General features: G+C 70.5%; 28 protein-coding genes and 1 pseudogene. 12 read left to right on the top strand and 17 right to left on the bottom strand.

Annotated features, from left to right (window positions below; translation table 11 throughout):
• Positions 1 to 57 precede the first annotated feature (57 nt).
• The gene (locus tag AMY39116_RS0332550) at positions 58 to 1161 is read right to left on the bottom strand and encodes a BMP family protein (RefSeq protein ID WP_020421793.1); all 1104 of its coding nucleotides are present in this window, start codon (positions 1159 to 1161) and stop codon (positions 58 to 60) included.
• 503 nt (positions 1162 to 1664) lie between these two features.
• Here AMY39116_RS0332550 and sdhC point away from each other — a divergent pair.
• Genes sdhC through AMY39116_RS0332530 form a run of 4 tightly spaced genes read left to right on the top strand, consistent with a single transcriptional unit; the run spans position 1665 to position 5132 of the window.
• On the top strand, positions 1665 to 2114 hold the full coding sequence (sdhC, locus tag AMY39116_RS0332545) for a succinate dehydrogenase, cytochrome b556 subunit (protein WP_017986770.1): 450 nt from the start codon (positions 1665 to 1667) through the stop codon (positions 2112 to 2114).
• Between the two features lie 7 nt (positions 2115 to 2121).
• Complete coding sequence (locus AMY39116_RS0332540; RefSeq protein WP_020421792.1) at positions 2122 to 2541, top strand: succinate dehydrogenase hydrophobic membrane anchor subunit; 420 nt, start codon at positions 2122 to 2124, stop codon at positions 2539 to 2541.
• A 28-nt stretch (positions 2542 to 2569) separates the two neighbouring features.
• Complete coding sequence (sdhA, locus tag AMY39116_RS0332535; RefSeq protein WP_020421791.1) at positions 2570 to 4357, top strand: succinate dehydrogenase flavoprotein subunit; 1788 nt, start codon at positions 2570 to 2572, stop codon at positions 4355 to 4357.
• Between the two features lies 1 nt (position 4358).
• The gene (locus AMY39116_RS0332530) at positions 4359 to 5132 is read left to right on the top strand and encodes a succinate dehydrogenase iron-sulfur subunit (RefSeq protein ID WP_020421790.1); all 774 of its coding nucleotides are present in this window, start codon (positions 4359 to 4361) and stop codon (positions 5130 to 5132) included.
• 66 nt (positions 5133 to 5198) lie between these two features.
• On the opposite strand, the gene AMY39116_RS0332525 is transcribed toward AMY39116_RS0332530, so the two are convergent.
• Both AMY39116_RS0332525 and AMY39116_RS0332515 read right to left on the bottom strand, forming a co-directional pair.
• Entirely contained in the window at positions 5199 to 7073 is a 1875-nt protein-coding gene (locus AMY39116_RS0332525; protein ID WP_027936417.1) for a VWA domain-containing protein, read from the bottom strand.
• Positions 7074 to 7412: 339 nt separating this feature from the next.
• Entirely contained in the window at positions 7413 to 7652 is a 240-nt protein-coding gene (locus AMY39116_RS0332515) for an SCO4848 family membrane protein (RefSeq protein ID WP_027936416.1), read from the bottom strand.
• Positions 7653 to 7725: 73 nt separating this feature from the next.
• Here AMY39116_RS0332515 and AMY39116_RS0332510 point away from each other — a divergent pair, with 73 nt between their 5' ends.
• Positions 7726 to 8937, top strand: coding sequence for a D-alanyl-D-alanine carboxypeptidase family protein (locus tag AMY39116_RS0332510; protein ID WP_157358774.1), 1212 nt, complete (start codon positions 7726 to 7728; stop codon positions 8935 to 8937).
• Between the two features lie 43 nt (positions 8938 to 8980).
• Here AMY39116_RS0332510 and yhjD read toward each other — a convergent pair whose 3' ends face one another.
• The 3 genes from yhjD to AMY39116_RS0332495 form a co-directional block, all read right to left on the bottom strand.
• Positions 8981 to 9985 (bottom strand): inner membrane protein YhjD, encoded by a 1005-nt coding sequence (yhjD, locus tag AMY39116_RS0332505; protein WP_020421785.1) that lies wholly within the window; start codon positions 9983 to 9985, stop codon positions 8981 to 8983.
• A gap of 65 nt (positions 9986 to 10050) precedes the next feature.
• Complete coding sequence (trpS, locus tag AMY39116_RS0332500; protein WP_020421784.1) at positions 10051 to 11079, bottom strand: tryptophan--tRNA ligase; 1029 nt, start codon at positions 11077 to 11079, stop codon at positions 10051 to 10053.
• Positions 11080 to 11092: 13 nt separating this feature from the next.
• On the bottom strand, positions 11093 to 11989 hold the full coding sequence (locus AMY39116_RS0332495; RefSeq protein WP_020421783.1) for a LysR family transcriptional regulator: 897 nt from the start codon (positions 11987 to 11989) through the stop codon (positions 11093 to 11095).
• Between the two features lie 70 nt (positions 11990 to 12059).
• On the opposite strand from AMY39116_RS0332495, the gene AMY39116_RS0332490 reads away from it, so the two are divergent.
• Positions 12060 to 13088, top strand: coding sequence for a TDT family transporter (locus tag AMY39116_RS0332490; RefSeq protein WP_020421782.1), 1029 nt, complete (start codon positions 12060 to 12062; stop codon positions 13086 to 13088).
• Here the strand turns inward: AMY39116_RS0332490 and AMY39116_RS0332485 are convergent.
• From AMY39116_RS0332485 to AMY39116_RS0332465, 5 genes are all read right to left on the bottom strand, one after another.
• Positions 13067 to 13369 carry a hypothetical protein gene (locus AMY39116_RS0332485; protein ID WP_369794373.1) on the bottom strand — a complete coding sequence of 101 codons (303 nt, stop codon included), beginning with the start codon at positions 13367 to 13369 and terminating at the stop codon, positions 13067 to 13069. The genes AMY39116_RS0332490 and AMY39116_RS0332485 overlap by 22 nt on opposite strands.
• Positions 13370 to 13578: 209 nt before the next feature.
• On the bottom strand, positions 13579 to 13938 hold the full coding sequence (locus AMY39116_RS0332480; protein WP_020421780.1) for a hypothetical protein: 360 nt from the start codon (positions 13936 to 13938) through the stop codon (positions 13579 to 13581).
• On the bottom strand, positions 13935 to 14414 hold the full coding sequence (locus AMY39116_RS0332475) for a hypothetical protein (protein WP_020421779.1): 480 nt from the start codon (positions 14412 to 14414) through the stop codon (positions 13935 to 13937). Before AMY39116_RS0332475 ends, AMY39116_RS0332480 begins: the two co-directional genes overlap by 4 nt.
• A gap of 36 nt (positions 14415 to 14450) precedes the next feature.
• Positions 14451 to 14864, bottom strand: coding sequence for a pyridoxamine 5'-phosphate oxidase family protein (locus tag AMY39116_RS0332470; RefSeq protein ID WP_020421778.1), 414 nt, complete (start codon positions 14862 to 14864; stop codon positions 14451 to 14453).
• 73 nt (positions 14865 to 14937) lie between these two features.
• Positions 14938 to 15768, bottom strand: a complete 831-nt coding sequence (locus tag AMY39116_RS0332465; RefSeq protein ID WP_020421777.1) for an exodeoxyribonuclease III — start codon at positions 15766 to 15768, stop codon at positions 14938 to 14940.
• 23 nt (positions 15769 to 15791) lie between these two features.
• Between AMY39116_RS0332465 and AMY39116_RS0332460 the strand changes: the two genes are divergently transcribed.
• Positions 15792 to 16529, top strand: coding sequence for an MBL fold metallo-hydrolase (locus AMY39116_RS0332460; RefSeq protein ID WP_020421776.1), 738 nt, complete (start codon positions 15792 to 15794; stop codon positions 16527 to 16529).
• Between the two features lie 2 nt (positions 16530 to 16531).
• Here AMY39116_RS0332460 and AMY39116_RS0332455 read toward each other — a convergent pair whose 3' ends face one another.
• From AMY39116_RS0332455 to AMY39116_RS0332445, 3 genes are all read right to left on the bottom strand, one after another.
• A complete protein-coding gene (locus AMY39116_RS0332455) occupies positions 16532 to 16849 on the bottom strand; it encodes an SH3 domain-containing protein (protein WP_020421775.1) in 318 nt (105 codons plus the stop codon).
• Between the two features lie 97 nt (positions 16850 to 16946).
• Positions 16947 to 17603, bottom strand: coding sequence for a hypothetical protein (locus AMY39116_RS44015; protein ID WP_051123642.1), 657 nt, complete (start codon positions 17601 to 17603; stop codon positions 16947 to 16949).
• A gap of 83 nt (positions 17604 to 17686) precedes the next feature.
• Entirely contained in the window at positions 17687 to 18910 is a 1224-nt protein-coding gene (locus AMY39116_RS0332445; RefSeq protein ID WP_020421773.1) for an NADP-dependent isocitrate dehydrogenase, read from the bottom strand.
• Between the two features lie 166 nt (positions 18911 to 19076).
• Here AMY39116_RS0332445 and AMY39116_RS47945 point away from each other — a divergent pair, with 166 nt between their 5' ends.
• Together AMY39116_RS47945 and AMY39116_RS0332435 are read left to right on the top strand one after the other, a co-directional pair.
• Positions 19077 to 19199, top strand: coding sequence for a hypothetical protein (locus AMY39116_RS47945; protein WP_020421772.1), 123 nt, complete (start codon positions 19077 to 19079; stop codon positions 19197 to 19199).
• 25 nt (positions 19200 to 19224) lie between these two features.
• A complete protein-coding gene (locus AMY39116_RS0332435) occupies positions 19225 to 19797 on the top strand; it encodes an HhH-GPD-type base excision DNA repair protein (RefSeq protein WP_020421771.1) in 573 nt (190 codons plus the stop codon).
• On the opposite strand, the gene AMY39116_RS0332430 is transcribed toward AMY39116_RS0332435, so the two are convergent.
• Positions 19798 to 20058, bottom strand: coding sequence for a hypothetical protein (locus tag AMY39116_RS0332430; RefSeq protein WP_026153780.1), 261 nt, complete (start codon positions 20056 to 20058; stop codon positions 19798 to 19800).
• Positions 20059 to 20195: 137 nt separating this feature from the next.
• On the opposite strand from AMY39116_RS0332430, the gene AMY39116_RS0332425 reads away from it, so the two are divergent.
• The gene (locus AMY39116_RS0332425; protein WP_020421769.1) at positions 20196 to 20396 is read left to right on the top strand and encodes a DUF1918 domain-containing protein; all 201 of its coding nucleotides are present in this window, start codon (positions 20196 to 20198) and stop codon (positions 20394 to 20396) included.
• A gap of 166 nt (positions 20397 to 20562) precedes the next feature.
• Positions 20563 to 21741 (top strand): MFS transporter, encoded by a 1179-nt coding sequence (locus tag AMY39116_RS0332420; protein WP_020421768.1) that lies wholly within the window; start codon positions 20563 to 20565, stop codon positions 21739 to 21741.
• A 1-nt stretch (position 21742) separates the two neighbouring features.
• Here the strand turns inward: AMY39116_RS0332420 and AMY39116_RS0332415 are convergent, their stop codons facing one another.
• Both AMY39116_RS0332415 and AMY39116_RS0332410 read right to left on the bottom strand, forming a co-directional pair.
• Entirely contained in the window at positions 21743 to 22039 is a 297-nt protein-coding gene (locus tag AMY39116_RS0332415) for a DUF3017 domain-containing protein (protein WP_020421767.1), read from the bottom strand.
• Positions 22020 to 22886: a bifunctional methylenetetrahydrofolate dehydrogenase/methenyltetrahydrofolate cyclohydrolase gene (locus AMY39116_RS0332410; protein WP_020421766.1), complete on the bottom strand. Its 867-nt coding sequence runs from the start codon at positions 22884 to 22886 to the stop codon at positions 22020 to 22022. Before AMY39116_RS0332410 ends, AMY39116_RS0332415 begins: the two co-directional genes overlap by 20 nt.
• A gap of 162 nt (positions 22887 to 23048) precedes the next feature.
• On the opposite strand from AMY39116_RS0332410, the pseudogene AMY39116_RS47670 reads away from it, so the two are divergent.
• Positions 23049 to 24947 (top strand): annotated as a pseudogene (locus tag AMY39116_RS47670) (hypothetical protein); the annotation flags it as partial.

Genomic DNA, 24947 nt, shown 5'->3' with positions numbered 1-24947 from the left:
CGCACGGGGCCCGGGAAGGGATCACCCTCCCGAGCCCCGGACGCGGCTGGAAAAGATCTACTTCTGCGGCGTGGTCGGGACGCTGATGCTGCCCGAGATGATCGCCTGCTTGTAACCCTCGAGCTGCGGCTTGATGTCGTCGACCTTGCCACCGGAGGTGGAGTAGCCGACGCCGTCCACCGACAGGTCGAACCGCTTGGGCAGCGAGCTCAGCGTGTTGCTCGCCAGCGCCCGGATGTAGTCGTACACGGCCACGTCGACCCGCTTGAGCATGGAGGTCATGATGACGTCCTTGTACTCGGCGACGGTCGACTGGTTGTACTGGTCGGAGTCGACACCGATGGCGAGGCCCTTGGCCGCGCTCGCGGCCTGGAAGACGCCCTTGCCGGAGGCGCCGGCGGCCTGGTAGACCACGTCGGCGCCGGCGGAGAACTCGGCGGCGGCCTTGATGTTGCCCTTCGCCGGGTCCTGGAAACCGGTGTTGTCACCGGCCGGGGTCAGGTAGTCGCTGGTGATCTGCACCTTGTTCGACGCGGCCTTCGCGCCCGCGATGAAGCCGGCCTCGAACTTCTGGATCAGCGGGGTGTTCACGCCGCCGACGAAGCCGACGTGGCAGTTCTTGCTCTTGTAGACCGCCGCGACGCCCACCAGGAAGGAGCCCTGCTCCTCGGAGAACACCAGCGGGGTGACGTTCGGCGCGGTCACCGAGTCGTCGTCCACGATGGCGAACTGGGTGTTCGGGAACTTCGGCGCGACGGCCTGCACGGCGCTGGCGTAGGCGAAGCCGATCGCCAGGATCGGGCTGTAGCCGTCCGCGGCCAGCTGGGTCAGGCGCTGCTCCTTGGCGGCCTCGTCCTCGGTCGGCGACGCGGTGCTCTCCCGGACGTCGGTGACGCCCATGTCGGCCTTGGCCTTGTCCACGCCCGCGGCGGCGGCGTCGTTGAACGACGCGTCACCACGGCCCCCGATGTCGAACGCGAGCGCGACCCGCAGCTTGCTGGCGTCGACCCGCTCGCCCGCGGCGCTCGAAGTCGTCGACGCCGCGGTGGCCGCCGGCGCCTGTGCCGTGACGCAGGAACCGGCCGCGGCGTTGTCGTTGTTGCTGCTCCCGCTGGTGCCGGAGTCCTTCGCACACCCCGCCAGCGCGAGCGCCGCCGCCATGGCGGTGGCAGCCAGTGTGGTGGCACGCGTCTTACGCACCCTGTCTCTCCCTCCCCGCTGGTGTTCCAGCGGACCCGAGAACGACCCGGCTCATTGCCGGGCTCGACGGGCGAACGGTACCCGCCTGTGAGCAAATGGCCATGCCAGAGCCACAGCACGTAACCTAAATGTTTGCTTGTTCTCCGGCACGGCGACAGTTCAATCACATTGAGTCACGCCCACCCGACCGAGTGAGCGAGATTCACCTCACTTCGCGAAGTTTGGGCGACGTGCTAACGGGGATGAGACCTGCGACACGCAGAGGGTGTCTGGTCGATCACACACACCAACCACAGGTTGAGTGCGGTATGGCGAGCAGGTCTAGCATCCCCTTTATCCAAGCTCGATGGCCTTGAACACCCCGCCGGGGCGCCTGCGAAGTCCCAGGTGGACGCTCCCGCGGCCCGGTGGATTCGCAGGTCAGCCGGGCACAGTCCAACCACGACGTTGGAGGCCGTACACCGATGTCCACCACGGCGAGCACCGCCGCCGACCAGACGGCGGCGGAGGCGAGCGATCGGGCGGGTGCCTCACGCCGGAGCGGGACCTTCTACCGGGGCGACCCGGGCATGTGGTCCTGGGTCCTGCACCGGATCACGGGCGTGCTCACCTTCTTCTTCCTGTTCGTCCACGTCCTCGACACCGCGCTGGTCCGGGTTTCCCCCGACACGTACAACGAGGTCATCGAGACCTACAAGACCCCGCTGGTCAACCTCATGGAGGTCGGCCTGGTCGGCGCCGTGCTGTTCCACGCGCTGAACGGCATCCGGGTCATGCTGGTCGACTTCTGGTCGAAGGGCACCAAGTACCAGAAGCACATGCTGTGGACGGTCGCCGTCATCTGGGTGCTCGTCATGATCCCCGGTGCCATCGCGATGATGTGGCGCACGGTGTCGGAAATGTTCGGAGGCTGAGCGAGAGATGGCAACCGAGACCCTCGCACTCGACAAGCCGCGCTCGCCGCGGCGCCCCGCCGCCCGCCGCAGCAACTTCGAGCTCTACAGCTGGCTGTTCATGCGGATCTCCGGCCTCGCGCTGGTCGTACTGGTGCTCGGCCACCTGTTCATCATGAACATCCTCGACGGCGGCGTGCACCGGATCAACTGGGGCTTCGTCGCAGGCCGCTGGTCCTCGCCGTTCTGGCAGTTCTGGGACCTGGCGATGCTGTGGCTGGCCCAGCTGCACGGCGGCAACGGCCTCCGGACGGTCATCGACGACTACGCACGCAAGGACAGCACGCGCTTCTGGCTGAAGATCGTGCTCTACGTGTCGATGGTCATCATCCTGTTCGTGGGCACCCTGGTGATCTTCACCTTCGACCCCGACATGGCCGGCAGCTGACCCACCACCACCCGAGGAAGAAGCGGACATGCAGTTCCACAAGTACGACGTGGTGATCGTGGGCGCCGGTGGCGCCGGGATGCGCGCCGCCATCGAGGCGGGCCAGCGGGCCCGCACCGCGGTCCTCACCAAGCTCTACCCGACCCGCTCCCACACCGGCGCGGCTCAGGGCGGCATGTGCGCCGCGCTGGCCAACGTCGAGGAGGACAACTGGGAGTGGCACACCTTCGACACGGTCAAGGGCGGCGACTACCTGACCGACCAGGACGCGGCGGAGATCATGGCCAAGGAGGCCATCGACGCCGTGCTCGACCTGGAGAAGATGGGCCTGCCGTTCAACCGGACGCCGGAAGGCAAGATCGACCAGCGCCGGTTCGGCGGGCACACCCGTGACCACGGCAAGGCCGCGGTGCGCCGGGCCTGCTACGCGGCCGACCGCACCGGTCACATGATCCTGCAGACGCTGTACCAGAACTGCGTCAAGCACGGGATCGAGTTCTTCAACGAGTTCTACGTGCTCGACATGATCACGACCGAGACCGAGAACGGGCCCGTCGCCACCGGCGCGGTCGCCTACGAGCTCGCGACCGGCGAGATCCACGTCTTCCAGGCGAAGGCGGTCGTGTTCGCCACCGGTGGCTTCGGCAAGGTCTTCAAGACCACGTCGAACGCGCACACCCTCACCGGCGACGGCATGGGCATCTACTACCGCAAGGGCCTGCCGCTGGAGGACATCGAGTTCTACCAGTTCCACCCGACCGGCCTGGCCGGCCTCGGCATCCTGCTCACGGAGGGCGCCCGCGGTGAGGGCGCGATCCTGCGCAACGCCTCGGGTGAGCGGTTCATGGAGCGCTACGCCCCCACCATCAAGGACCTCGCGCCGCGCGACATCGTCGCCCGGTCGATGGTCCTGGAGGTCCTCGAAGGCCGCGGCGCCGGCCCGCACAAGGACTACGTGCTCCTCGACTGCACGCACCTGGGCGCCGAGGTCCTGGAGACGAAGCTGCCGGACATCACCGAGTTCGCCCGCACCTACCTGGGTGTGGACCCGGTGAAGGAGCCGGTGCCGGTGTACCCGACCGCGCACTACGCGATGGGCGGCATTCCGACGAACGTGCACGGCGAGGCCCTGCTCGACAACGACACCGTCCTGCCCGGCGCCTACGCCGCCGGCGAGGTCGCGTGCGTGTCGGTGCACGGCGCGAACCGGCTGGGCACCAACTCGCTGCTGGACATCAACGTGTTCGGCCGCCGCGCCGGCATCGCCGCCGCCGAGTACGCCAACAACCACGACTTCGTCGAGCTGCCGGAGAACCCGGCCAAGATGGTCGAGGGCATGGTCGACCACCTGCGCACCGCGCACGGTGGCGAGCGGGTCGCGGACATCCGCACCGAGCTGCAGCAGACCATGGACACCAACGCGGCCGTGTACCGCACCGAGGACACGCTGAAGACCGCGCTGACCGACGTGCAGCGGCTCAAGGAGCGCTACGGCCGGATCTCGATCCAGGACAAGGGCAAGCGGTACAACACCGACCTGCTCGAGGCGATCGAGCTGGGCTTCCTGCTCGACCTGGCCGAGGCGCTGGTCAACGCGGCGCTGGCGCGCAAGGAGTCCCGCGGCGGGCACGCCCGCGAGGACTACCCGAACCGCGACGACGTCAACTTCATGCGGCACTCGATGTCGTACAAGATGCTGCCGGAAACGCCCGACCCGGACGCCCCGCTGGGCATCAACGGGTTCATGGCCGACATCCGGCTGGACTACAAGCCGGTGACCTTCACCCGGTACGAGCCGATGGAGCGGAAGTACTGACATGACCGCGGTAGCCGAACAGAAGACCGTGAACGGCATTCCCGCGCCCGAGGGCTCGGTCACCATCACGGTGAAGATCCAGCGGTTCAACCCGGAGATCGACGACGCGCCGCACTGGGAGTCCTACGAGGTCCCGGCGCTGCCGACCGACCGGGTGCTGAACCTGCTGTTCAACATCAAGAACTACGTGGACGGCACGCTGTCGTTCCGCCGGTCGTGCGCGCACGGCATCTGCGGTTCGGACGCGATGCAGATCAACGGCATCAACCGGCTGGCCTGCAAGGTGCTCGTCAAGGACCTGCTGGCGAAGGACGGCAAGGAGACCACCGTCACCGTGGCCCCCATCAAGGGCCTGCCGACGCTGAAGGACCTCTACGTCGACATGGAGCCGTTCTTCGAGGCGTACCGGGCGGTGAAGCCGTACCTGATCACCTACGGCAACGAGCCCACGCGCGAGCGGATCCAGTCGGCGGCGGACCGCGAGCGGTTCGACGACACCACCAAGTGCATCCTGTGCGCGGCGTGCACCTCGTCGTGCCCGGTGTACTGGAACGACGGGTCGTACTTCGGCCCGGCGGCGATCGTCAACGCCCACCGGTTCATCTTCGACAGCCGTGACGAGGGCTCCGAGGAGCGGCTGGACATCCTGAACGACGCCGAGGGCGTGTGGCGCTGCCGCACGACCTTCAACTGCACCGACGCGTGCCCGCGTGGCATCCAGGTGACGAAGGCGATCCAGGAGGTAAAGCGCGCGCTGCTGTTCAAGCGCGTCTGAGGTTCCTGTGGAAGAGGCCCCCTCGCCCTGGTGGCGAGGGGGCCTCTCTCGTTGGTGGTGCGTCGGTCAGGTGCGGCGGCCGCGGACGGCGAGCACGATGATCGCGGCCACGACCACGACGGCCGCGCCGCCGAGCCAGAACGGCCAGACGGGCGTGCCTTCGCCGGTGGCCTCGGCGAGGGGCGTGGCCTCAGCGGTTTCGGTGGGCTGGTCGTCGCCGAAGACGCCCCCGCTCGGGCCGGTGTAGGCCGGGCCGGGTTCCGGCGTGCCTGCCACCGTGAGGTCCAGCGTGACCGGGGCCGGGACGTTGTCGCCCTCGTCGAAGGTCGCGCCCAGTTTGACCGCGATGTAGTACCAGCCCGCGACGGCCTGCGTGCGCACCGTCGAGTCGTCGGCCTCGCGGTTGTGGTAGCGCACGGGCGCGGTGGCGATCGCGTCTTGGGTCGGCAGCACGCCGCCGGAGCCGGTGAAGACCGTGGTGTCGGAGTCGATCTCGGCGCGGTACGGGTTGTAGGCGGTGGTGGCGATGTTCGAGACGTTGTCGACGCCGCTGCCGCCCGCCTGTCCGAAGTGGACGCGGTAGGCCAGGCCCTGGCCCCAGCCCAGCTTGACGCGGTAGAACACGTACTCGCCGCGCTGGAGAGTGTCGGTGTAGCGGCCGCTGCCCGTCAGCGGGGCGGCGACGTTGAACGAGCCGCCGCCGACCACGGGCGTGCCGGCGCCGGTGGGTTCGGTGAACGCGGTGGTGGGCAGGACTGCCTCGGGGCCACCGTCGGCGACCGCGGGCTCGACGCCGACGAGCAGTTCGACCGGCAGCCGCTCGGGCACCTCGGCCGACACGCGGTCCCAGGTCAAGGCGAAGTAGTACCGCCCGCCGCCGCGGCAGTTGTCGGTGCTGCCGCTGCCCTTCTTCGGCTCGGTGGCGCCGTCCCAGGCCTTGGCGATCGTGAGGGCGACGCCGTCGCTGGACATGGTCGCCTGCTCGGACAGGAAGGCGTGGCAGTCCTCGCCGCCCGCGCCGTAGACGCGCAGCTGGAGCGAGTTGATGTCGTCGAGCCGGTCGACGCCGGGCAGGCGGGGGAAGGAGATCGTGCCGCTGAAGTAGGCGGTGGCGCCCTGCGGGACGTCGACCGCGTAGTAGCGGGTTTCCTTCTGGCCGAGGGTGTCCAGGTGCTGGCCGGAGGCGGCGACCGGCGCGGTGTCCCAGCTCGCGGCGCCGGCGATCGGGGTGCCCGCGGGCTCGTAGGTGCGCAGCGCGGTGGCGGAGACGCGCGGCAGGATGCGCTCCAGGGTCTTGCCGTCGGGCGCGTCGCTGTAGGTGCCGCCGGTGACCTGGGCGATGCAGGTGAGCTGCTCGCGGGACTTGGCGTCGACGTCGAAGCCGACCGCGTGCACGACGACCTTGGCGCCCTGGGCGGTCAGTTCCCTGGCGACCTCGCACGGGTCGGGCGGGGCGCAGGTGTCCTCGCCGTCGGAGACGAGGACGATCGCGCGCGGACCGGTCTGCGGGAGCGCGGCGGCGGCGGTGCGCAGGGCGGTGCCGATCGGGGTGTAGCCGCTGGGCTGGATGCCGTCGACGGCCGCGGTGAGGGCGGGTTTGTCGATGGTCTTCGGGGGGCTGAGGACCTGGACGTCCTGGCAGCCCTGGGCCTTCTCGGCGTCGGACGAGCCGGTGCGGGTGCCGTAGACGGTGAGGCCCACTTCAGCCTCCGCGGGAGCCGACCCGATGAACCGGCGGAGGGCGCTCTTCGCGGCGTCCATCTTGGTGCCGGTGGCGTCCGCCTGTTTCATCGAGCCGGACCCGTCGAGGACGAGCATGGTCGGGGCGTAGGCGGGTTGCTGCGCTTCGGGCTGCGCCTGTGCCTGTGCGTGGGCTGGGGCGAGCCCGACGGCCAGCAGACCAGCGACGGCCGCCGGGAGGAGCCTGGAAAGTCGGAACATGATCCCCCATCCGTGTGATCGATGCCGCTTGGATGCGATCGCAAACGGATGGGTTCCGCCTACTTCCGGAAGACGGTGGGCAACGGCCCGCGCGCGACGGCGGGTTCCAAGGTGAAGCCGAGCGCACGGGCAAGCGTGGCCAGGGTGCCGACGAATTCGGCCCGCCGGTCGTTCGACAGCGGGGGCGGGATCAAGCCTGGCGGCGCTTAGCCATGTCGCGACAGCGCCGCGCCGGGCCGGCTCTACGGGACGCCCTTCTCCAGGAGAGCTATCCACTCACCGCAAGCGGCTACCCCGCACGTTCGGCGGCGCGATGCTCCAGCACCCACTGCCAGCCGGTCAGGCGTCGACCTTTTCGGGGCGCTTCGTGCGCAGCCCGCGCCATCCGATGATCCCGATGATCGTTCCCAGCGTGAAGCTCACGATCGCCAGGATGAGGTGCACCACGAAGAACCCGGTGGCCGACCCGTCCGGCCCCCACGAGTTCTCGCTGGCCCACAGGTTCTTCACGAACGTGATCCAGATGACCCAGGACCAGATCCCGAAAGCCAGCAGGAACCACGCCACACGTCGAGACATGCTCCGAGTATCCCCCGATCGGATCAGGGCGCCGCGCCGGGGAACCGGTACGCGCGTCCTCTAGCCTGCTTTGGTGCGACGCGGTTTTCTGCTCTCCCTCGTTCTGGTTGTGTTGTCCGGTCTCGTGCCGTTCGCCGGCACCGCGGCGGCCGCTCCCGCCGTCTGCCCTGACGCGGTCGTGCCACCCCCGCCGGTGGACACCTCCGAACAGCCACCGCCCGGCGTCGCCTCGCCCGCTCCCCTTCCGGTGCCCAAGGCGGCCGTCGGCGGGGCTCGGATGGGCGAGTGCGGTGTCGTCTACCCGTCCGGCGCCGCCGTTCCGCCCGACACCACCGCCGCGTCCTGGGTGGTGCAGGACCTCGAAACCGGCGAGGTGCTCGCCGCGAAGAACCCGCACGCCCGGCAGCGCCCGGCGTCGCTGATCAAGACGCTGCTGGCGCTCGTGGTGATCCGCGACCTCAAGCCGGACCAGGTGATCGTCCCGACGGTCGAGGACGCCAGCCAGGAGTGCACCTGCGTCGGCCTCGTCGCGGGCGGGCGCTACACCGTCGACCTGCTGCTGCACGGCCTGCTGATGCACTCCGGCAACGACGTCGCCCACGCCTTCGCGACCGCGCTGGGCGGGGTGCCTGCGACCGTGCGGAAGATGAACGAGCTGGCCGCGGAACTCGGCGCGACGGACACCCGCGCCGCGACGCCGTCCGGCCTCGACGGCCCGGGCATGTCGGCGTCGGCCTACGACATGAGCCTGATCTTCAACTACGCCATGAAGCAGCCCGAGTTCGCCGACTCGATCGCGACCCGCGCGGTCCAGATCCCGGCGCAGCCCGGCAAACCGGCGTTCTCGATCGTCAACGACAACAAGCTGCTCGGCACCTACAACGGGTTCCTCGGCGGCAAGACCGGCTTCACCGACGACGCCCGCCACACCTACGTCGGCGGCGCCGAGCAGAACGGCCGTCGCGTCGCAGTGGTCCTGATGCGCGCCGAGAACCGCCCGACCCCGGTGGTGAACCAGGCCAAGGCGCTGCTGGACTACGGCTTCGCGCTGGCCCGGTCCAACGCCTCGCCCGTCGGGCACCTGGTGTCGCCCGTCGTGTCGGAGGAGACCGCGGGCAGCACCTCGGACGTCGCCGGTGTCTCCGACGCCGGGGCCGCCGCCGGGGAGAAGGATCCGTTCGGAGTGACGGGGTGGATCCTGACGCTGGTGGTGGCGGTGATCATCGTGGCCGGGTTCGTGATCGGGCACCACCGCAAGAAGGGGCAGGGGCCGCAGGCCTACTGACGGCCTTCGGACCGGCCGGCGCTGTTGTGCGGGAGCCGCGCTGCTACCGCCGGCGCCGGCCGAGCCAGGCCAGCATCGCACCGGCGCTGAACGCTCCTGCCACGGCGCCCGCGCCGGGGCCGCGCCGCACCTCCACCGTCGGGCGGATGACCGCCGGTGGCGGGGGCTCGACCGTCGTCACGAGGTTCTCCCGCGCGGTCGCCGTCCAGGCCGTCACGAACAGCAGGAACCGGGACACCAGGTTGGCGAACACCAGCAGACCGATGATCGGCCCGAACAGGGCCCCGCTCGGCGAACTGGTCACGCTCGCCAGGTAGATCGAACCGACCTGCTTCAGCACCTCGAAACCCACCGAGGCGATCGCGGCGCCCTTGATCGCGCTGCGCGCCGACACCTTCTCCCGCGGCAGCCGCGACAGCACCCACAGGAACACCAGCATGTTCGCCAGCAGCGACAACAGGATCGTCGCCAGGCGGAGGATGAACACCGCCCACCCCTGGTCGTCCAGGCCGACCCACCGCAGGATCAGGTTGCCGACCCCACCGCCGATCGCGGTCAGGCCGAACGACACCACCAGCGCCAGCCCGAGCCCGGCCAGCGCGAGCAGGTCCTTGATCGTCGTCGAGACGATCGGGCGGCTCTTCTTCTCCTGTCCCCACTGGGCGGTCAGCGCGTCCCGCAGGTTGCTCATCCAGCCGATCCCCGAGTACAGGGCCAGCAGCAGACCGAACACCCCCGTGCCGCCGCGCGACTTCAACGCCGTGTCCACGATGTTCGCGACGAAGTCCCCGATGCCCGCCGGCGTCGACGACACGATCCCGTCACGCAGCTCGTTCAGGGCGGCCTCGTTGTTCGCCAGCACGAACCCGGCGATCGAGAACCCGACCATGAGCAGCGGGAACAACGACAGCACGCTGAAATACGTGATCGCCGCCGCGTAGTGGTTGCCGTAGCGCTCACCGAACGCGTCGTTGGCCCGCACCAGGTGATCGAGCCACGGGTACTTCCGGCGCAGCCGCGGGACCAGCTTTTCCTTCTCTTCCGCCACGGGAAAACGCTAACGACCCCGCCCCGACCTCGCAATTCGGGGCCGGGGCGAGTCCACTGTGGACGTCAGGACGCGGGCGGCAGGAATCCGACGCGGTCGAACACCCGGGCCAGCGTCCGCGACGACACCTCGCGCGCCTTCTCCGCGCCGCGGGCCAGGACCTTGTCCAGTTCGGCCACATCGTCCAGATAGGACTGGACGCGCTCCTGGATCGGGGTGACCCACTCGACCAGGACCTCGGCCAGGTCCTTCTTCAGGTCGCCGTACCCCTTGCCCTCGTAGGCCGCCTCCAGGTCCGCGATCGTGCGGTCGGTCAGCGCCGAGTAGATCGACAGCAGGTTCGACACGCCGGCCTTGTTCTCCCGGTCGAACTTGACCTCGCGGCCGGTGTCGGTGACCGCCGAGCGGATCTTCTTAGCCGAGCGCTTCGGGTCCTCCAGCAGCTCGATGATGCCGTTCGGCGAGGACGCCGACTTGCTCATCTTCACCGCCGGGTCCTGCAGGTCGTAGATCTTCGCCGTGCCCTGCACGATGTGCGGCTCCGGCACGGTGAACGTCTTGCCGAAGCGCTGGTTGAACCGCTGCGCCAGGTTGCGGGTCAGCTCCAGGTGCTGGCGCTGGTCCTCGCCCACCGGCACCGCGTCCGCCTGGTAGATCAGGATGTCCGCGGCCATCAGCACCGGGTAGGTGAACAGGCCGACGCTCGCGTGGTCGGTGCCCTGCTTGGCGGCCTTGTCCTTGAACTGCGTCATCCGGCTGGCCTCGCCGAACCCGGTCAGGCACTCCAGCACCCAGGACAGCTGCGCGTGCTCGGGCACCTGACTCTGCACGAACAACGCGCTGCGCTCCGGGTCCACACCCAGCGCGAGCAGCTGCGCGGCCGAGACGCGGGTGCGCTGCCGCAGCACCTTCGGGTCCTGCTCGACCGTGATCGCGTGCAGGTCGACGACCATGTAGAAGGTCTCGTGCGTGTCCTGCATGCGCACCCACTGCCGGAGGGCGCCGAGGTAGTTGCCGAGGTGGAACGAGTCGGCGGTCGGCTGGATCCCGGAGAGCACGCGCGGGCGGGCGGTGGTTTCTGGCGCTTCGGACACGACCCTGATTGTCTCAGGCCCCGCGGACGGCGATCGCAGCGAGGTCCGCCGCCGGGCCGCGCAGCCGCGACCCAGCGCGCCAGACCAGCCGGAGCTCGCGGTGCAGGTCGAGTCCGCCGACGTCGACGGCGACGAGCGTGCCCGCCGTGATTTCCGCGGCGACGGTGTGCGCGCCCAGCACGGCCGGGCCGATGCCCTCCATGACCGCCGACTTGATCGCGGTCGTCGACGAAAGTTCCAGCAGCGGCTCGGCCAGCTCCGCGGGCGCCAGCGCGACTTCCAGCGCGCGGCGGGTGCCGGAGCCGCGTTCCCGGCTGATCAGCGGCGTAGCGGCCAGCTCGTCCGCCCGCGTCGGCCGCCGTCGCCGGGCCCACGGGTGGCCGGGAGCGACGACGAGCCGGAGTTCGTCGACGGCCACCGTCTCGGCCTCGAGTCCCGCCGGCAGGTCCGGCCCTTCGACGAACCCGAGGTCGACCTCGCGGGCCAGCACCTGCGCGGCGACCTCCCCCGAGTTGCCCGAGGTGAGCGCCACCGCGGTGCCCGGGTCGAGGCGGCGCAGCGCGGCGAGCCACCGGGGCAGCAGGTACTCGGCGACGGTCAGGCTGGCCGCCACGCGCAGGTGCTCGTCCCGGCGGGCGCGCAGCGCGGCGATCCCGGCTTCCAGGTCGGTGGCGGCCTCCACGACCGGCCGGGCCCAGTCGGCCACCAGCGCGCCGGAGTCGGTGAGCCGGGAGCCGCGCGGCGACCGGTCGACGAGCGCGACGCCGATCTGCGCCTCCAGCTGGCGGATCCGGGCGCTGGCCGCGGGCTGCGAGATCCCGTGGGCACGCGCGGCCGCCCCGATGCTGCCGAGCTGCGCGACGGACAGCAGCAGCTCGAAGCCGGCGAGGTCGGTGACACGCAGGGGCATAGACACAGGTTATGAGCTCATCGGCCGGTGATCCCTACCGGATGCGGCGTGGTGGACCGAACGTGGAGGCATGCTCGAACGCGCGCCGCGCCTGTCCCGCCCCGGCACCACCCCGAACTGGTTCGCTTCCGTGATGGGCAGCGGCATCGTCGCGACTGCCCTCCCGGCGCCGCTGTCGGTGCTGCGGCCGGTGGTCACGGTCGTGTGGGCGCTGGCCGCGGTGTGGCTGGTGGTGCTGGTCTGGCAGCTGGTCGCGGACCGGCGGCGGCAGCACCGGCACCTGCGCGACCCGGTGCTGGTGCACTTCTGGGGCGCGCCGCCGATGGCGCTGCTGACGATCGGCGCGGGCGCGGTGGCCCTTGGCCGGGACTGGATCGGCACCGGCCCGGCGCTGGTGGCCGGCGCGGTGCTGTGGACCGCGGGCACGGCGCTGGGGCTGGTGACCGCGGTGGGCGTGCCGTACCGGATGATCACCGGCCGCATCCCGGCCGCGGAGCCGTTCGCGGGCTGGCTGATGCCGGTCGTGCCGCCGATGGTCTCGGCGGCCACCGGCGCCGCGCTCGTGCCGCACCTGCCGGCCGGGCAGCCACGGCTGGCGCTGCTGCTGGCGTGCTACGCGATGTTCGGGATCAGCCTGTTCGCCACGGTCGTGCTGCTGCCGCAGATCTGGCACCGGCTGGTGACCGCGGGGACGGAGGCCGCCCGGGTGCCCGCGCTGTGGATCGTGCTGGGGCCGCTGGGCCAGTCGATCACCGCGGCGAACCTGCTGGGCGCTGCCGCGCCGGGGGTGCTGCCGTTCGGGGCCGCGGCGGAGGCGTTCGGGTTGTTCTACGGCCTCGCCGCGTGGGGGTTCGCGATGCTGTGGCTGGCGATCGCGGCGGCGGTCACGTTGCGGACCGTGCGCGCCGGGATGCCGTTCTCACTCACCTGGTGGAGCTTCACGTTCCCCGTCGGCACCTGCGTCACCGGCACGAGCGCGCTGGCCGCGGTGACCGGTTCGGCGTTGTTCGGCGGGGCCGCGGTGGCGCTCTACGTTTTGCTCGTGGGCGCCTGGGTAACCGTCGTACTGCGGACGGGTCAGACCTGGGGACGCCGGTAGGGGGTCAGGGCCGGGCGCGTGGGCTCTTCGGGGGCCTCGACGACGACGGGGACGACGGCCTCCGCCTGGGCCTTGCGGCGCTGGCGCACGATGCCCAGTGCCATGCCGATGATGCCGAGCAGGACCGCGGCGAGGCCGACGGGGCCGAGCAGGCCGAACGAGACGCCGGTCGGTTCGGCCTGGGTGGCCGGCGACGCCGCGGCGACGCCGGTGGTGGTCGCGGTCGCGAAGACCGCCAGGACCAGGCCGGCCCGCAGTACGTGCACTGTTCGGTTGCGCACCGGTGTGCCTCCTGAGACGAGACTGCCGTTCCAAGGTGTGCGTCACCCTAATGGGCGACGGTTACCAGCGTGAAAACTACCGACCGTGTCAAGGCCGATCGTTTTTGATCACGTGCGGGGCAGAGAGTAGCGCCCAACGGAGTGCCGGGGACACGGGGGCCACACCCGAACCAGCACCAAGCACGACGTGCCAGCTCAGACGGCTCGCGCTAGTCGGTCTGCTTCGGGTGCCCGACGCCCGCGTGCTGAACCCAGACCGTCCGCCGCGGCTCGTCGAGGAGGTACCAGACCCGGGCCGCGCCGGTCACCTCCAACTGCCACCGCGGGAGGCTGCGCCCCTGGTGCGTCCCGTGCGCGAGTCCGCCCTTGAGCTGGTGGTGGCGGCTGGTCGGCTTCCCGGGGCCCGGACCGGGGTCCGTCCGCATGGTCTCCCAGGCCTTCCGCAGGTTCCCCCGGGCCGCCGCTTCGAGTTCGTGCCGGCCCTTGACGGCTTCCGTGGTGCTGAACCGGATCTCCCACTCGCCGCCGACGGCAGGCGGAGCGACCGGGTCACCACGCTTGGGGCTCACGCGTCCGCTGCCCCCGGAGCTGGGACCGGGCCGAAGTCGTCTCCGTCCCGCTGCAGCACGGCGAGCAGCTCGGGATCGGCGTAGACCTCCGCCGTGTGCCGCCACGAGGTGATGACCTGAGCCACGGGAGCCGGATTGCGCAAGGCCTCCGCACCTTCGAGCGCGTCGACGAGTTCGACGACGAAGGCCTGCACGTCCTCGCGCGGCAGGAAGCGCACCCACGGGAAGGCGTCTGGCACGACCTCGGTGACCAGGGACCGGATCTGGTCGTCGTGCTTCATCAGCGCCAGGAACAGCCGGGTGGTGGCGGACGCGGCTTCGTCCGCCTGCTCGGCCCGGCTCGACGTGGTCAGGACGAGGTCTTCCTCGTCCGCCGCGCGGCGGTGCACCCGCAGCGTCCGGGCACGCCGCAGCTTGCTCAAGGTGTCCTTGGGCTTGTTGAGCAGGTCGGAGAGGTTGACCTCCGGTGCGGTCATAGTTTCAAACTACTTGCGAACTACTGCGACGGCGAGTCAGGACTTGCTCTGGTCGTTGCTCAGCCACTTCTCCGGGCGCACGCGGACCAGCAGCGACTTCTCCCCCAGCGCGTCGTCCACGTAGGCGCGCGCGTCGGGCTCCGGGAGGTACCTGGCGGTGATCGCGAGGGCCTCCTCGCGCGTCGGCGGGTCGTCGTTGGCCACGACGGGTCCCTCGATCGTCACGTACTTGTACGGCCAGTTCTCGTTCTGCACGGTCAGGCTGAGCCGGCCCGCCTTGCGCGCCAGCTTCTCCTTCACCGTCCCGCGTTCCATCCACAGCAGAACGTCGCCACCGGGCCGGTAGTCGTACCAGATCGGCACGGCCAGCGGCGCCCTTCCGTCCCGCTCGACGGCCAGCACGCCGATGTGCACGCCGGCCAGGAAATCCTCACGCTCGGAAGCGGTCATCACGAATGACACGAGCTGCCCCCAATCAGTCGGTGTGCCAGGGACAACACCCGTGTTCATCCGGACATTCCGGCTATTCCGGAGAAAAGTCGAACGTCGCCGTCACCGGGGCGTGGTCGGACCACCGCAGCTCGTAGCTCGGCGCCCGCTCCACCACCACCGACGTGCACTTCTCGGCCAGGCCGGGCGTCGTGACCAGGTAGTCGATGCGCCAGCCGGCGTCGTTGTCGAAGGCCTTGCCGCGGTAGGACCACCACGTGTACGGGCCGGGCCCCTCCGGGTCGAGCTTGCGCTGCACGTCCACGTACCCGGCTTCGCCGAACACGCGGCTCATCCAGGCCCGCTCCTCGGGCAGGAAGCCGGAGTTCTTCTGGTTGCCCTTCCAGTTCTTCAGGTCGATCTCGGCGTGCGCGATGTTCCAGTCACCGCCGACGACGACCTCGCAGCCCGCCGCCTCGGCCTTGCCCCGCAGCTCGACCAGGTACGGCAGGAACGCGGCCATGAAGCGTTCCTTCTCGTCCTGGCGCGGCGTCCCCACGTCGCCGCTCGGCAGGTACAGGCTGGCCACGACCACGCCGGGCAGGTGCACCTCGAGGTAGCGCCCGCTGTCCTCGAACTCGGCCTCGCCGAAGCCGACGCGGACCTCCGACGGCTCGGCCCGGCTGTAGACGGAGACGCCGTTGCGGCCCTTCACCGCGGACGGCGCGTGGTGCGCGTGCCACCCCGCCGGCGCGACGACGTCCTTGGGGAGCTGCCCGGCCTCGGCGCGCACCTCCTGGCAGAGGATGACGTCGGACCCGCTGGCGGCGAGCCACTCGACGAACCCCTTCTTGGCGGCGGCGCGCATGCCGTTGACGTTGACTGTGGAGACGGTGAACACGCCCAGCACGCTACCGGCCGCCACCGACGTTCCCGGACACTGCTGCCATGAGCGAGCTCATCGTCCTCGGCAGCTGCGGCGCGTGGCCGGAGCCGGGCCGCGCGTGCGCCGGCTTCCTCCTCACGCACGAGGACTTCCGCGTCGTACTGGATCTGGGCTACGGCACCGTCGGCGCCCTGCTGGAGCACTGCCCGCACGGCGAGGTCGACGCCGTGATCGTCACCCACCGCCACCCGGACCACTGCGTGGACCTCAGCGCACTGGCCCGCGTCCGGCACTACGAGGCCCCGGACGCGCCCAAGATCCCCCTCTACTGCGAGCCGGGTGTGCTGGACGTCCTACGCGCCCTGGAGCCCCGGCCGGACCCCGCGACCGTGTTCGAGGTGCACGACCTCGGCCGTCCGGCGCGGGTCGGGCCGTTCTCCCTGACCCCGTTCCCGCTGCCGCACCACGTGCCGGACTACGGCGTGCGCCTCGCGGCGCCCGGCCTCACCGTCGCCTACACCGGCGACTGCGGACCGACGGAGGCCCTGCGTGAACTGGCGCGCGACACCGGCCTCTTCATCGCCGACGCGACACTGCAGGAAGAACCCCCGCCGGGCAGCCCGCGCGGCGTCATGACCGCCACGGAGGCGGCGACCTGGGCGGCTGCCGCGGGCGCGCGCCGGTTGCTGTTGACCCACTTCTGGCCGGGCAGCGATCGGGCGATCTCCGCGGCGCAGGCGCGCGCCGTGTTCGGCGGCGAGGTGATCGTCGCCGAGGAGGGTCTGGTCGTGGCGCTCTGAGGTCAGCAGTTCCCGCTGACCGGCTGCAGGTACTCCGTCTTCGCCCACTTGTTCTCGGCGATCTTGCGGAACCCGTTCTGGACCTCGGCCTGGGCGTCGGTCTCGGCGTTCTGGTTGAACTTGCCCACGATGTCCGCACCGGTGTCCGGCGCCGCCCGCACGTTGAGCACGTCCGCGGTGACGGTCACGCGGCAGCCGCCAGAGCCGCCGCCGGTGGCGCCCTCCGAGACCTGCTTGTCGCTGCCCATCACGTAGATCAGCCCGACGCCGGCCAGGATCGCGACGATGATCAGTGCCCGCTTGGGGATGCCCAGGAACACGGGTGCTCCTCACCAGCTGAAAGTGCGCGTTCCGGGTAAGGGTAGCCACACTTCAGCACCCCCGACAGGCCCGCGCGGGCGAACCACCCGAGAGGCGTCACGACGCGGGCACGCTCGGTGACGAAACGGTCTGCCAGACGCTGTCGTGGCGCACCACGTGAGTGCCGGCGCGGGCCAGGAGGGCGACGACGACCGGATCCCGGTACGGATCGAACGGGCGCTGGGCCTGCCACAGGTGACCGGACAGGGCCTTCGCCAGCTGTTCGGCCGCCCCGGCCCCGCGGACGGTCAGGACGGTGAGCGAGACGATCCGGTCCCCAGGGACGCGGCAGACCACGTCCAGGCGGCTGCGCGCGGCGCCGATCAGCCGCAACGCGCCGAGCACCAGCCCGCACAGCAGCTGCGCGAGCATCTCCAGCAGCGCGAACGGCACGAGCACGAGCCAGACGAGGAGCTGCACGCCGGCCACGACCGCTTCCAGCGCCTGCCCGGCGAGCCCGGCGACCAGCAGCAGCGGCGCGAGGTAGAGCCACTCCCAGCCGCGGATCTCCCGGTCCTTGGCCTTGCGCTGCTCCCGGCGCTCCTGGCGCCACTCCGACGGTGTGCGCCGCGGATCGGTCCGCACGGCGCGGTAGCGGTCGTACTCGCCGGACGCGATGTTCATCGGCTGGATCACGCGCTTCCACGGCGCGAAGCGGCGCGTCAGCGTCCAGACGTGGTCGTCGGGGTGGATCACCTGCACCCGCGCAGTCATACCCGAGACCGCGGGCGGACGAAGAAGAGGCCCGGTCACCGTGCGGTGACCGGGCCTCTCGCAGTGGCCGGAAAAACGCGGACTCAGCCCTGTGCGATCTTCGCCGCCAGGTTCTCGTCCAGGGTCGCCAGGAACTCCTCCGTCGTCTGGAACGGCTGGTCCTTGCCGACGAGCAGCGCCAGATCCTTGGTCATCTTGCCGCTCTCGACGGTCTCGATGACGACCTGCTCGAGCTTGTTGGCGAAGCCGACCAGCTCGGAGTTGCCGTCCAGCTTGCCGCGGTGCTCGAGACCCCGGGTCCACGCGAAGATCGACGCGATCGGGTTCGTCGAGGTCGGCTTGCCCTGCTGGTGCTGGCGGTAGTGCCGGGTGACCGTGCCGTGCGCGGCCTCGGCCTCCACGGTCTTGCCGTCCGGCGTGCGCAGCACCGAGGTCATCAGGCCCAGCGAGCCGAAGCCCTGCGCCACAGTGTCGGACTGCACGTCACCGTCGTAGTTCTTGCACGCCCAGACGTAGCCGCCCTCCCACTTCAGCGAGGCGGCGACCATGTCGTCGATCAGGCGGTGCTCGTAGGTCAGGCCCTTGGCGTCGAAGTCGGCCTTGAACTCGGCCTCGAAGATCTCCTGGAAGGTGTCCTTGAACATGCCGTCGTAGGCCTTCAGGATGGTGTTCTTCGTCGACATGTAGACCGGCATGCCGCGGTCCAGGCCGTACTGCAGCGAGGCGCGCGCGAAGTCCTCGATCGACTTCCGGTAGTTGTACATGCCCATCGCGACGCCGCCACCCTCCGGGTAACGGGCGACCTCGAACTCGATCGGCTCGGAGCCGTCCTCGGGCACGTACGTCATGGTCACCGTGCCGGGGCCGGGAACCTTGAAGTCGGTGGCCTTGTACTGGTCACCGTGCGCGTGGCGGCCGATGATGATCGGCTTCGTCCAGCCCGGGACCAGCCGCGGGATGTTCTGGATGATGATCGGCTCACGGAAGACGACACCGCCGAGGATGTTGCGGATGGTCCCGTTCGGGCTCCGCCACATCTTCTTCAGGCCGAACTCCTCGACCCGGGCCTCGTCCGGCGTGATGGTGGCGCACTTGACGCCGACGCCGTGCTTCTTGATGGCGTTCGCGGAGTCGACGGTGATCTGGTCGTCGGTCCGGTCGCGCTCTTCGATACCCAGGTCGTAGTACTCGAGGTTGATGTCGAGGTACGGGTGGATCAGCTTGTCCTTGATGAACTTCCAGATGATGCGAGTCATCTCGTCGCCGTCGAGTTCTACGACGGTGCCCTCGACCTTGATCTTGGCCATGAGCCGCGGTGCTCCTCTCGCGGATCTGCGCGTGTCTGTGCAGCACGTCTATGCGGTACAAGCGTACTGCTATTAGGAGACGAACGCCTTAAGTGGTGACGTACCTCAGTCTCGCAAAGGCCCGAAGTGGCAGAAGTCACGCCCCTGGCGGAGCAGGTTCCCCGCCATGCGGTTCACGGCGCGGAGGTGGGCCGGGGTCGACGTGGTCGTGCTGAACCTGCCGCACGCCGGGCCAGGCCTGCTGGAGCCGCTCGCCGAGGCGCTGATCAGGTCGGGAAGTGCGCGCTGACGGGCACGGGTGCGACCATGGGCCCATGCCGAAGAAGCTCCGTCTCACCGGTGACGCCGACGCGGACAAGCTCCTCTCCGAGGACCCGTTCGCCCTCCTCACCGGGATGCTCCTGGATCAGCAGATCGCGATGGAGACCGCGTTCATCGGGCCCAAGAAGATCGCCGACCGCATGGACGGCTTCGACGTGCGCAAGATCGCCGAGTCCGACCTCGACGAGTTCGTCGAGCTGTGCGTGACCCCGCCGGCGATCCACCGCTACGGCGGCTCGATGGCGCGCCGCGTGCACGCGCTCGCCAACCACATCGTCGAGCACTACGACGGCAAGACCGACCGGATCTGGAAGCAGGGCAAGCCGGACGGCAAGGAGGTCCTGCGCCGCCTCAAGGAGCTGCCCGGCTACGGCGACCAGAAGGCGCGGATCTTCCTCGCCCTGCTCGGCAAGCAGCGCGGGGTCCAGCCCGAGGGCTGGCGGGAGGCCTCCGGCGCGTACGGCGAAGAGGGCTCGCGCCGCTCCATCGCCGACGTCGTCAGCCCGGAAACGCTCGCCGAGGTCCGCGCCTTCAAGAAAGCCGCCAAGGCCGCCGCGAAGAACTGATCAGCCGGGGTGGGCGCCGACCGTGTCGCGGATTTCGGCGCCCAGTCCCGAACCGCTCTCCCGCGCGCAGTGCGCGCAGCAGAAGAACCGGCCCTCGACCTCGGCGCCGTGCCCGAGGATCCGGCACCCGCAGTGCTCGCACGACGGCGCGATCTTCTGCGCCGCGCATTCGATGCTGTCGAACGTGTAGGTGTCCCCGCTGACCGTCCGGACCTCGAAGGACATCCAGTAGTCGTTTCCACAGACCACACAGCTAGCCATCGCCAGAACTCCTTTTTCGCATCGGGATGAATGGAAGCCTGCTCGCCTCCCGGAAACCCGGCAACTTGATCAATTCCCGGTCCAGTGACAATTGCCCCGCGCCCGATTTACCCTGGTTTCGCGGGAGGTGGTCGGTGATGCACGCAGCCGTAGGAGACCGGATCCTCGTCCACGGTCGCACCGTCGGAGCGGCCGAGCAGCGCGGTGAGATCGTCGAAGTCCGCGGGGAGAACGGCGGGCCGCCCTACCTCGTGCGCTTCGCCGACGGCCACGAAGGCCTGATCTTCCCCGGCTCGGACTGCGAGGTCAGTCACGACAAGCAGGAGCACAACGCCTGACCGGGCCGCGCACGTGGTCATGGTCACCCGGCCGGCGGGATGACATCGGGCTCCCGCCTGGTTGACACTGGTCGAGGGACAGCTCGTGCCGCCATGGACGGCGATGGGCTGTCCTTATTCATGTCCGTTGACTGTATCGATGCAGACGACCCTGGAGAGGAGAACCGTGCCCATCGCGCTGCTCGCGCTCGCCGTCGGTGCCTTCGGTATCGGCACCACGGAATTCGTCATGATGGGTGTCCTTCCGCAGACGGCCGCGACGTTCGGGGTGGACATCCCGACCGCCGGTCACCTCATCTCCGCCTACGCTCTCGGTGTCGTCGTCGGCGCGCCGCTGCTGACGGCGGTCGCCGTCCGGCTGCCGCGCAAGACGATGCTGCTGGCGATGATGGCGCTGTTCACGGCGGGCAACCTGCTGTTCGCCGTCGCGCCGAACCAGGAGTTCGGCGTGGTCTTCCGGTTCCTCGCCGGACTGCCGCACGGCGCGTTCTTCGGCGCCGGGGCGGTCGTGGCGTCGAGCCTGGTCAAGCCAGGCGACCGCGCGAAGGCCGTGTCGCTGATGTTCCTCGGCCTGACCCTGGCCAACGTCGTCGGCGTGCCGCTGGGCACGCTGCTCGGCCAGCAGGTCGGCTGGCGTGCCACGTTCGCCGTGGTCGCGGTGATCGGACTGGTCGCCGTCCTGGCGATCGCGAAGCTCGTGCCGCACCAGGGCCGCCCCGAGTCCCCCTCCCTGCGCGGTGAGCTGGGCGCGTTCCGCCGCCCGCAGGTGTGGCTGGCCCTGGCGATCGTCACGTTCGGGCTGGGCGGCGTGTTCGCCTGCCTGTCCTACGTGACGCCGATGATGACCGACGTCGCCGGCTACGACCCGCAGGCGGTGACGCTGCTGCTCGCGCTGGCCGGTGTCGGGATGACGATCGGCAACCTGCTCGGCGGGCGGCTGGCCGACAAGGCGCTGATGCCGAGCCTGTACGTGGCGCTGCTCGCGCTGGCCGCGGTGCTCGCGGTCTTCACGGTCACCGCGCACAACAAGGTCGGCGCGGCGATCACGATCTTCCTGGTCGGCGTCGCCGGGTTCATGATCGGCCCGATGATGCAGACCCGCGTCATGGTCAAGGCCGGTGGCGCGCCGTCGATGGTGTCCGCCGCGGTGCAGTCCGCCTTCAACGTCGCCAACTCGATCGGCGCCTACCTCGGCGGCCTGGTGATCGCGGGCGGGCTCGGCCTGGTCTCGCCGAACTGGGTCGGCGCGGGGCTGGCCATCGTGGGCCTGACGATCGCCGTGGTGTCCGGCTCGCTGGACCGCCGCGAGGAGGCCACGCGGACTCCGGCGATGGCCGAGGCCTGACTCAGGTGCCGAACGGCCCGTCGGTGATCGTGAAGGCCAGGAAGAGGATGAGCACGCCGAGCCCGGCGTAGCTGAGGACGTCCACCGGGCGGCCGCGGATGGCCAGGAGGCCTGCCCGCACGCCCGGCAGGACGGCCCGCAGGATCGCCGCCACGAGCAGGGCGCCGCCGATGATCGCGGCGCCCTGCCGCCAGTGGTACTGCCAGATCCGCACGCCCGCGACCGCCACCAGCAGCATCACGAGCAGGAACGGGACCTGCTCCAGGACGGCCGCGCGGTTACGCCGTGGCGAGTGCACGCTCGGCCGCCTCGACGACGTTGGTGACCAGCATCGCCCTGGTCATCGGGCCGACCCCGCCGGGGTTGGGCGACAGCCACCCGGCGACCTCGGCGACCGCCGGGTCCACGTCGCCGGTGAGCTTGCCGTCGACGTGCGAGACGCCGACGTCCAGCACCGCGGCGCCGGGCTTGACCATGTCCGGCTTGATCAGGTGCGGCACCCCGGCCGCGGCGATCACGATGTCCGCTCGCTTGACCTCGGCCGCCAGGTCCCTGGTGCCGGTGTGGCACAGGGTCACGGTGGCGTTCTCGCTGCGGCGGGTCAGCAGCAGGCCCATCGTGCGGCCCACGGTGACGCCGCGGCCGACGACCGTGACGTTCGCGCCCGCGATGGGCACGTCGTGGCGCTTGAGCAGCTCGAGGATCCCGTACGGGGTGCAGGGCAGCGGGCCTGCCTCGTTGAGCACCAGCCGCCCGAGGCTGACCGGGGCGAGGCCGTCGGCGTCCTTCTCCGGCGCGATGCGCTCCAGGATCCGGCACGCGTCGAGGTGCTTGGGCAGCGGGAGCTGGACGATATAGCCGTGGCAGGCCGGGTCGGCGTTGAGCTCGTCGATGACGGCTTCGAGCTTGTCCTGGCTGATGTCGGCGGGCAGGTCGCGGCGGATCGAGTTGACCCCGATCTTCGCGCTGTCCGCGTGCTTCATCCGCACGTACGAGTGCGAGCCGGGATCGTCGCCGACCAGGACGGTTCCCAGCCCGGGCGTCACGCCCCGCTCGGCCAGGGCGGCCACCCGCGGCTTGAGCTCTTCGAAGATGGCGTTCTTGGTCGCTTTGCCGTCGAGAACCGTCGCAGTCACGGTCACCATTCTGGCAAAGGAATGAACGGGGCCTCACGCGAGGACGGCGGAGGACACTATGGGTAGTGCCGCTGAAACGCTTAGTACCTCGATTGATGTATCTGCACTGGTCATTGCCCCTATTGGTGCGGGTGGTGTGCAATCGGATCAGTGACCAGTCAAAATGGCCTGGTGGCGCAACCGACGACCCAGCTGAACGCGACCGAGCAGGACACCCTGGTCAAGCAGATCGGACTGGCCCTGCTGCGGGCCGCTCCGCGGGACTGGCGGCGGGTGACCGCGACCTACCGGGCGGTCGGCCGCTACCACGAGCTGTCCGGTGAGGTGCTCCTCGAAGACGGGTCGGCCCAGGAGTGGATGGCCACCCACGACATCGCCACGCTGTTCGGCCGGTTGCGGGCCGGGATGTACCGCGAGGGCCGCGGCACCTGGTTCAACGCGCGTTACCAGCTCGACCACCCATCGAGCTACAACCTGGAGTACGACCGCGACGAGCCGCGGTGGGACCTGATGCCCCCGCCGCAGGCCTACGCCGACGAGCTGCGGATGTTCCCCCGCTCCGAGGACAACGTGCCGGAGTGGCTGATGCGCCGCATGGCCGGCCTGGCGCCCGAGCAGCCCGGTCCGCGCTTCCGGATCGCCCGGATCTTCGACGGCCACGAGCCGAACGGCCGCCCGGTGCTCAACCGTCCCGAGCTGGACGCCGACGAGCAGCAGCGGGTGCTCGAATACCTGAACAACGCGCCGGTCGTGCGCGCCGAGCGCGGGTTCGACCTGGACCGGCTGGCGCAGCAGCCCGCCGCGACCGTGCCGGTGGCCTTCCACACCGACGGGGTGTGGATCTGGCCTGCGGCGGTCAATTACTACTTGCAGGAGTACGGCGTCGCGCCGGAGGCCGAGCTGGTCGCGCACATCGCCGCGGCCGGGCACACGCTGCCGGAGGTGCCGGAGCAGACCGTGCAGGCCGCCGGGGCGTACCTGAATCGCGGTCCCGCGCAGCCGCCGCGCCGGGTGCCGGAGCAGGCCGCGCCGCCGCCCGCCGAGCCCGCTCCCGCTGTTGCGGCGGAGCCGGTCGAGCAGCCGACGACGCTGACGCCGGTGATCGACCCCGACGCCGGGCCGCCGACCATGCTGGTGCAGCCGGCGGTGAAGGACGCCGAGCCGGAGCCCACGGAGGCCGGGGACGAAACCCGCAGCTGGGACGCGCGCGAGGCGTTCACGGACTCGCCGCGTGGTGCCGAAGCTGCGCGTGGTGGCGAAGGGGCTGCGCGTGGTGCCGAAGGGTCTGCGGAAGGCCGGCCGTGGGAGCCGACCTGGGAGCCGCGGGACGGTTCGGCCGCCGACGAGGAGCCCACGGAGGGCCGGGGCTGGGACGGCCGCGAGGCGTACGCCGCGCAGGAAAGCGCTGAGGCGCGCGGTTTGGCTGGTGCCGAGGGTCGCGGTGCAGGCCCGGAGGGTGCGGAGGCGCGTGGCCTCGGCGCCGAGGGCGCGGAAGCGCGTGGCTTCGGCGCCGAGGGGGCGGAAGCGCGTGGCTTCGGCCCGGAGGGGCGCGGCTTCGGCGGTCCGGAGGGGCCGGAGGCGCGTGGTTTGGCCGGCCCAGAGGGACCGGAGGCGCGTGGCTTCGCCGGCCCGGAGGGTCCGGACGGGCGTGGGCTCACCCCCGAGGCTCGCGGGCCGGAGCGCTTCGGACAGGAAGCCCCGGAGGGCCGTGGGCTGCCGCAGGAACGCCCCGGACCGGAAGCCCGTGGGCAGGAACGCTTCGGCCAGGCAGGCCCCGACGGCATCCCCGGCCAGGAGGGACTCGCCGGCCCTGGCTTCGGCCAGGAAGGTCCGGAAGGGCGGGGCAGCGGGCCCGAATCCCGCGCCTTCGGCCAGGAAGGCCGTGGCGCCGGGCCGGAACCCCGCGGCTTCGGCCAGAAGGCGCCCGAGGGCAGTGGCCAGCACGGTCTTGCCGGACCCGAGTCCCGCGGCTTCGGCCAGGAAGGGCACGGCACCGGACCCGAGTCCCGCGGCTTCGGCCAGGAAGGGCACGGCACCGGACCCGAGTCCCGCGGCTTCGGCCAGGAAGCG

The organism is Amycolatopsis sp. ATCC 39116 (assembly GCF_000231075.2).
Classification (GTDB): Bacteria; Actinomycetota; Actinomycetes; order Mycobacteriales; family Pseudonocardiaceae; genus Amycolatopsis_E; species Amycolatopsis_E tucumanensis.
Note: the sequence above shows the minus strand (reverse complement) of the source record. Positions and strands in the feature narration are given on the sequence as shown.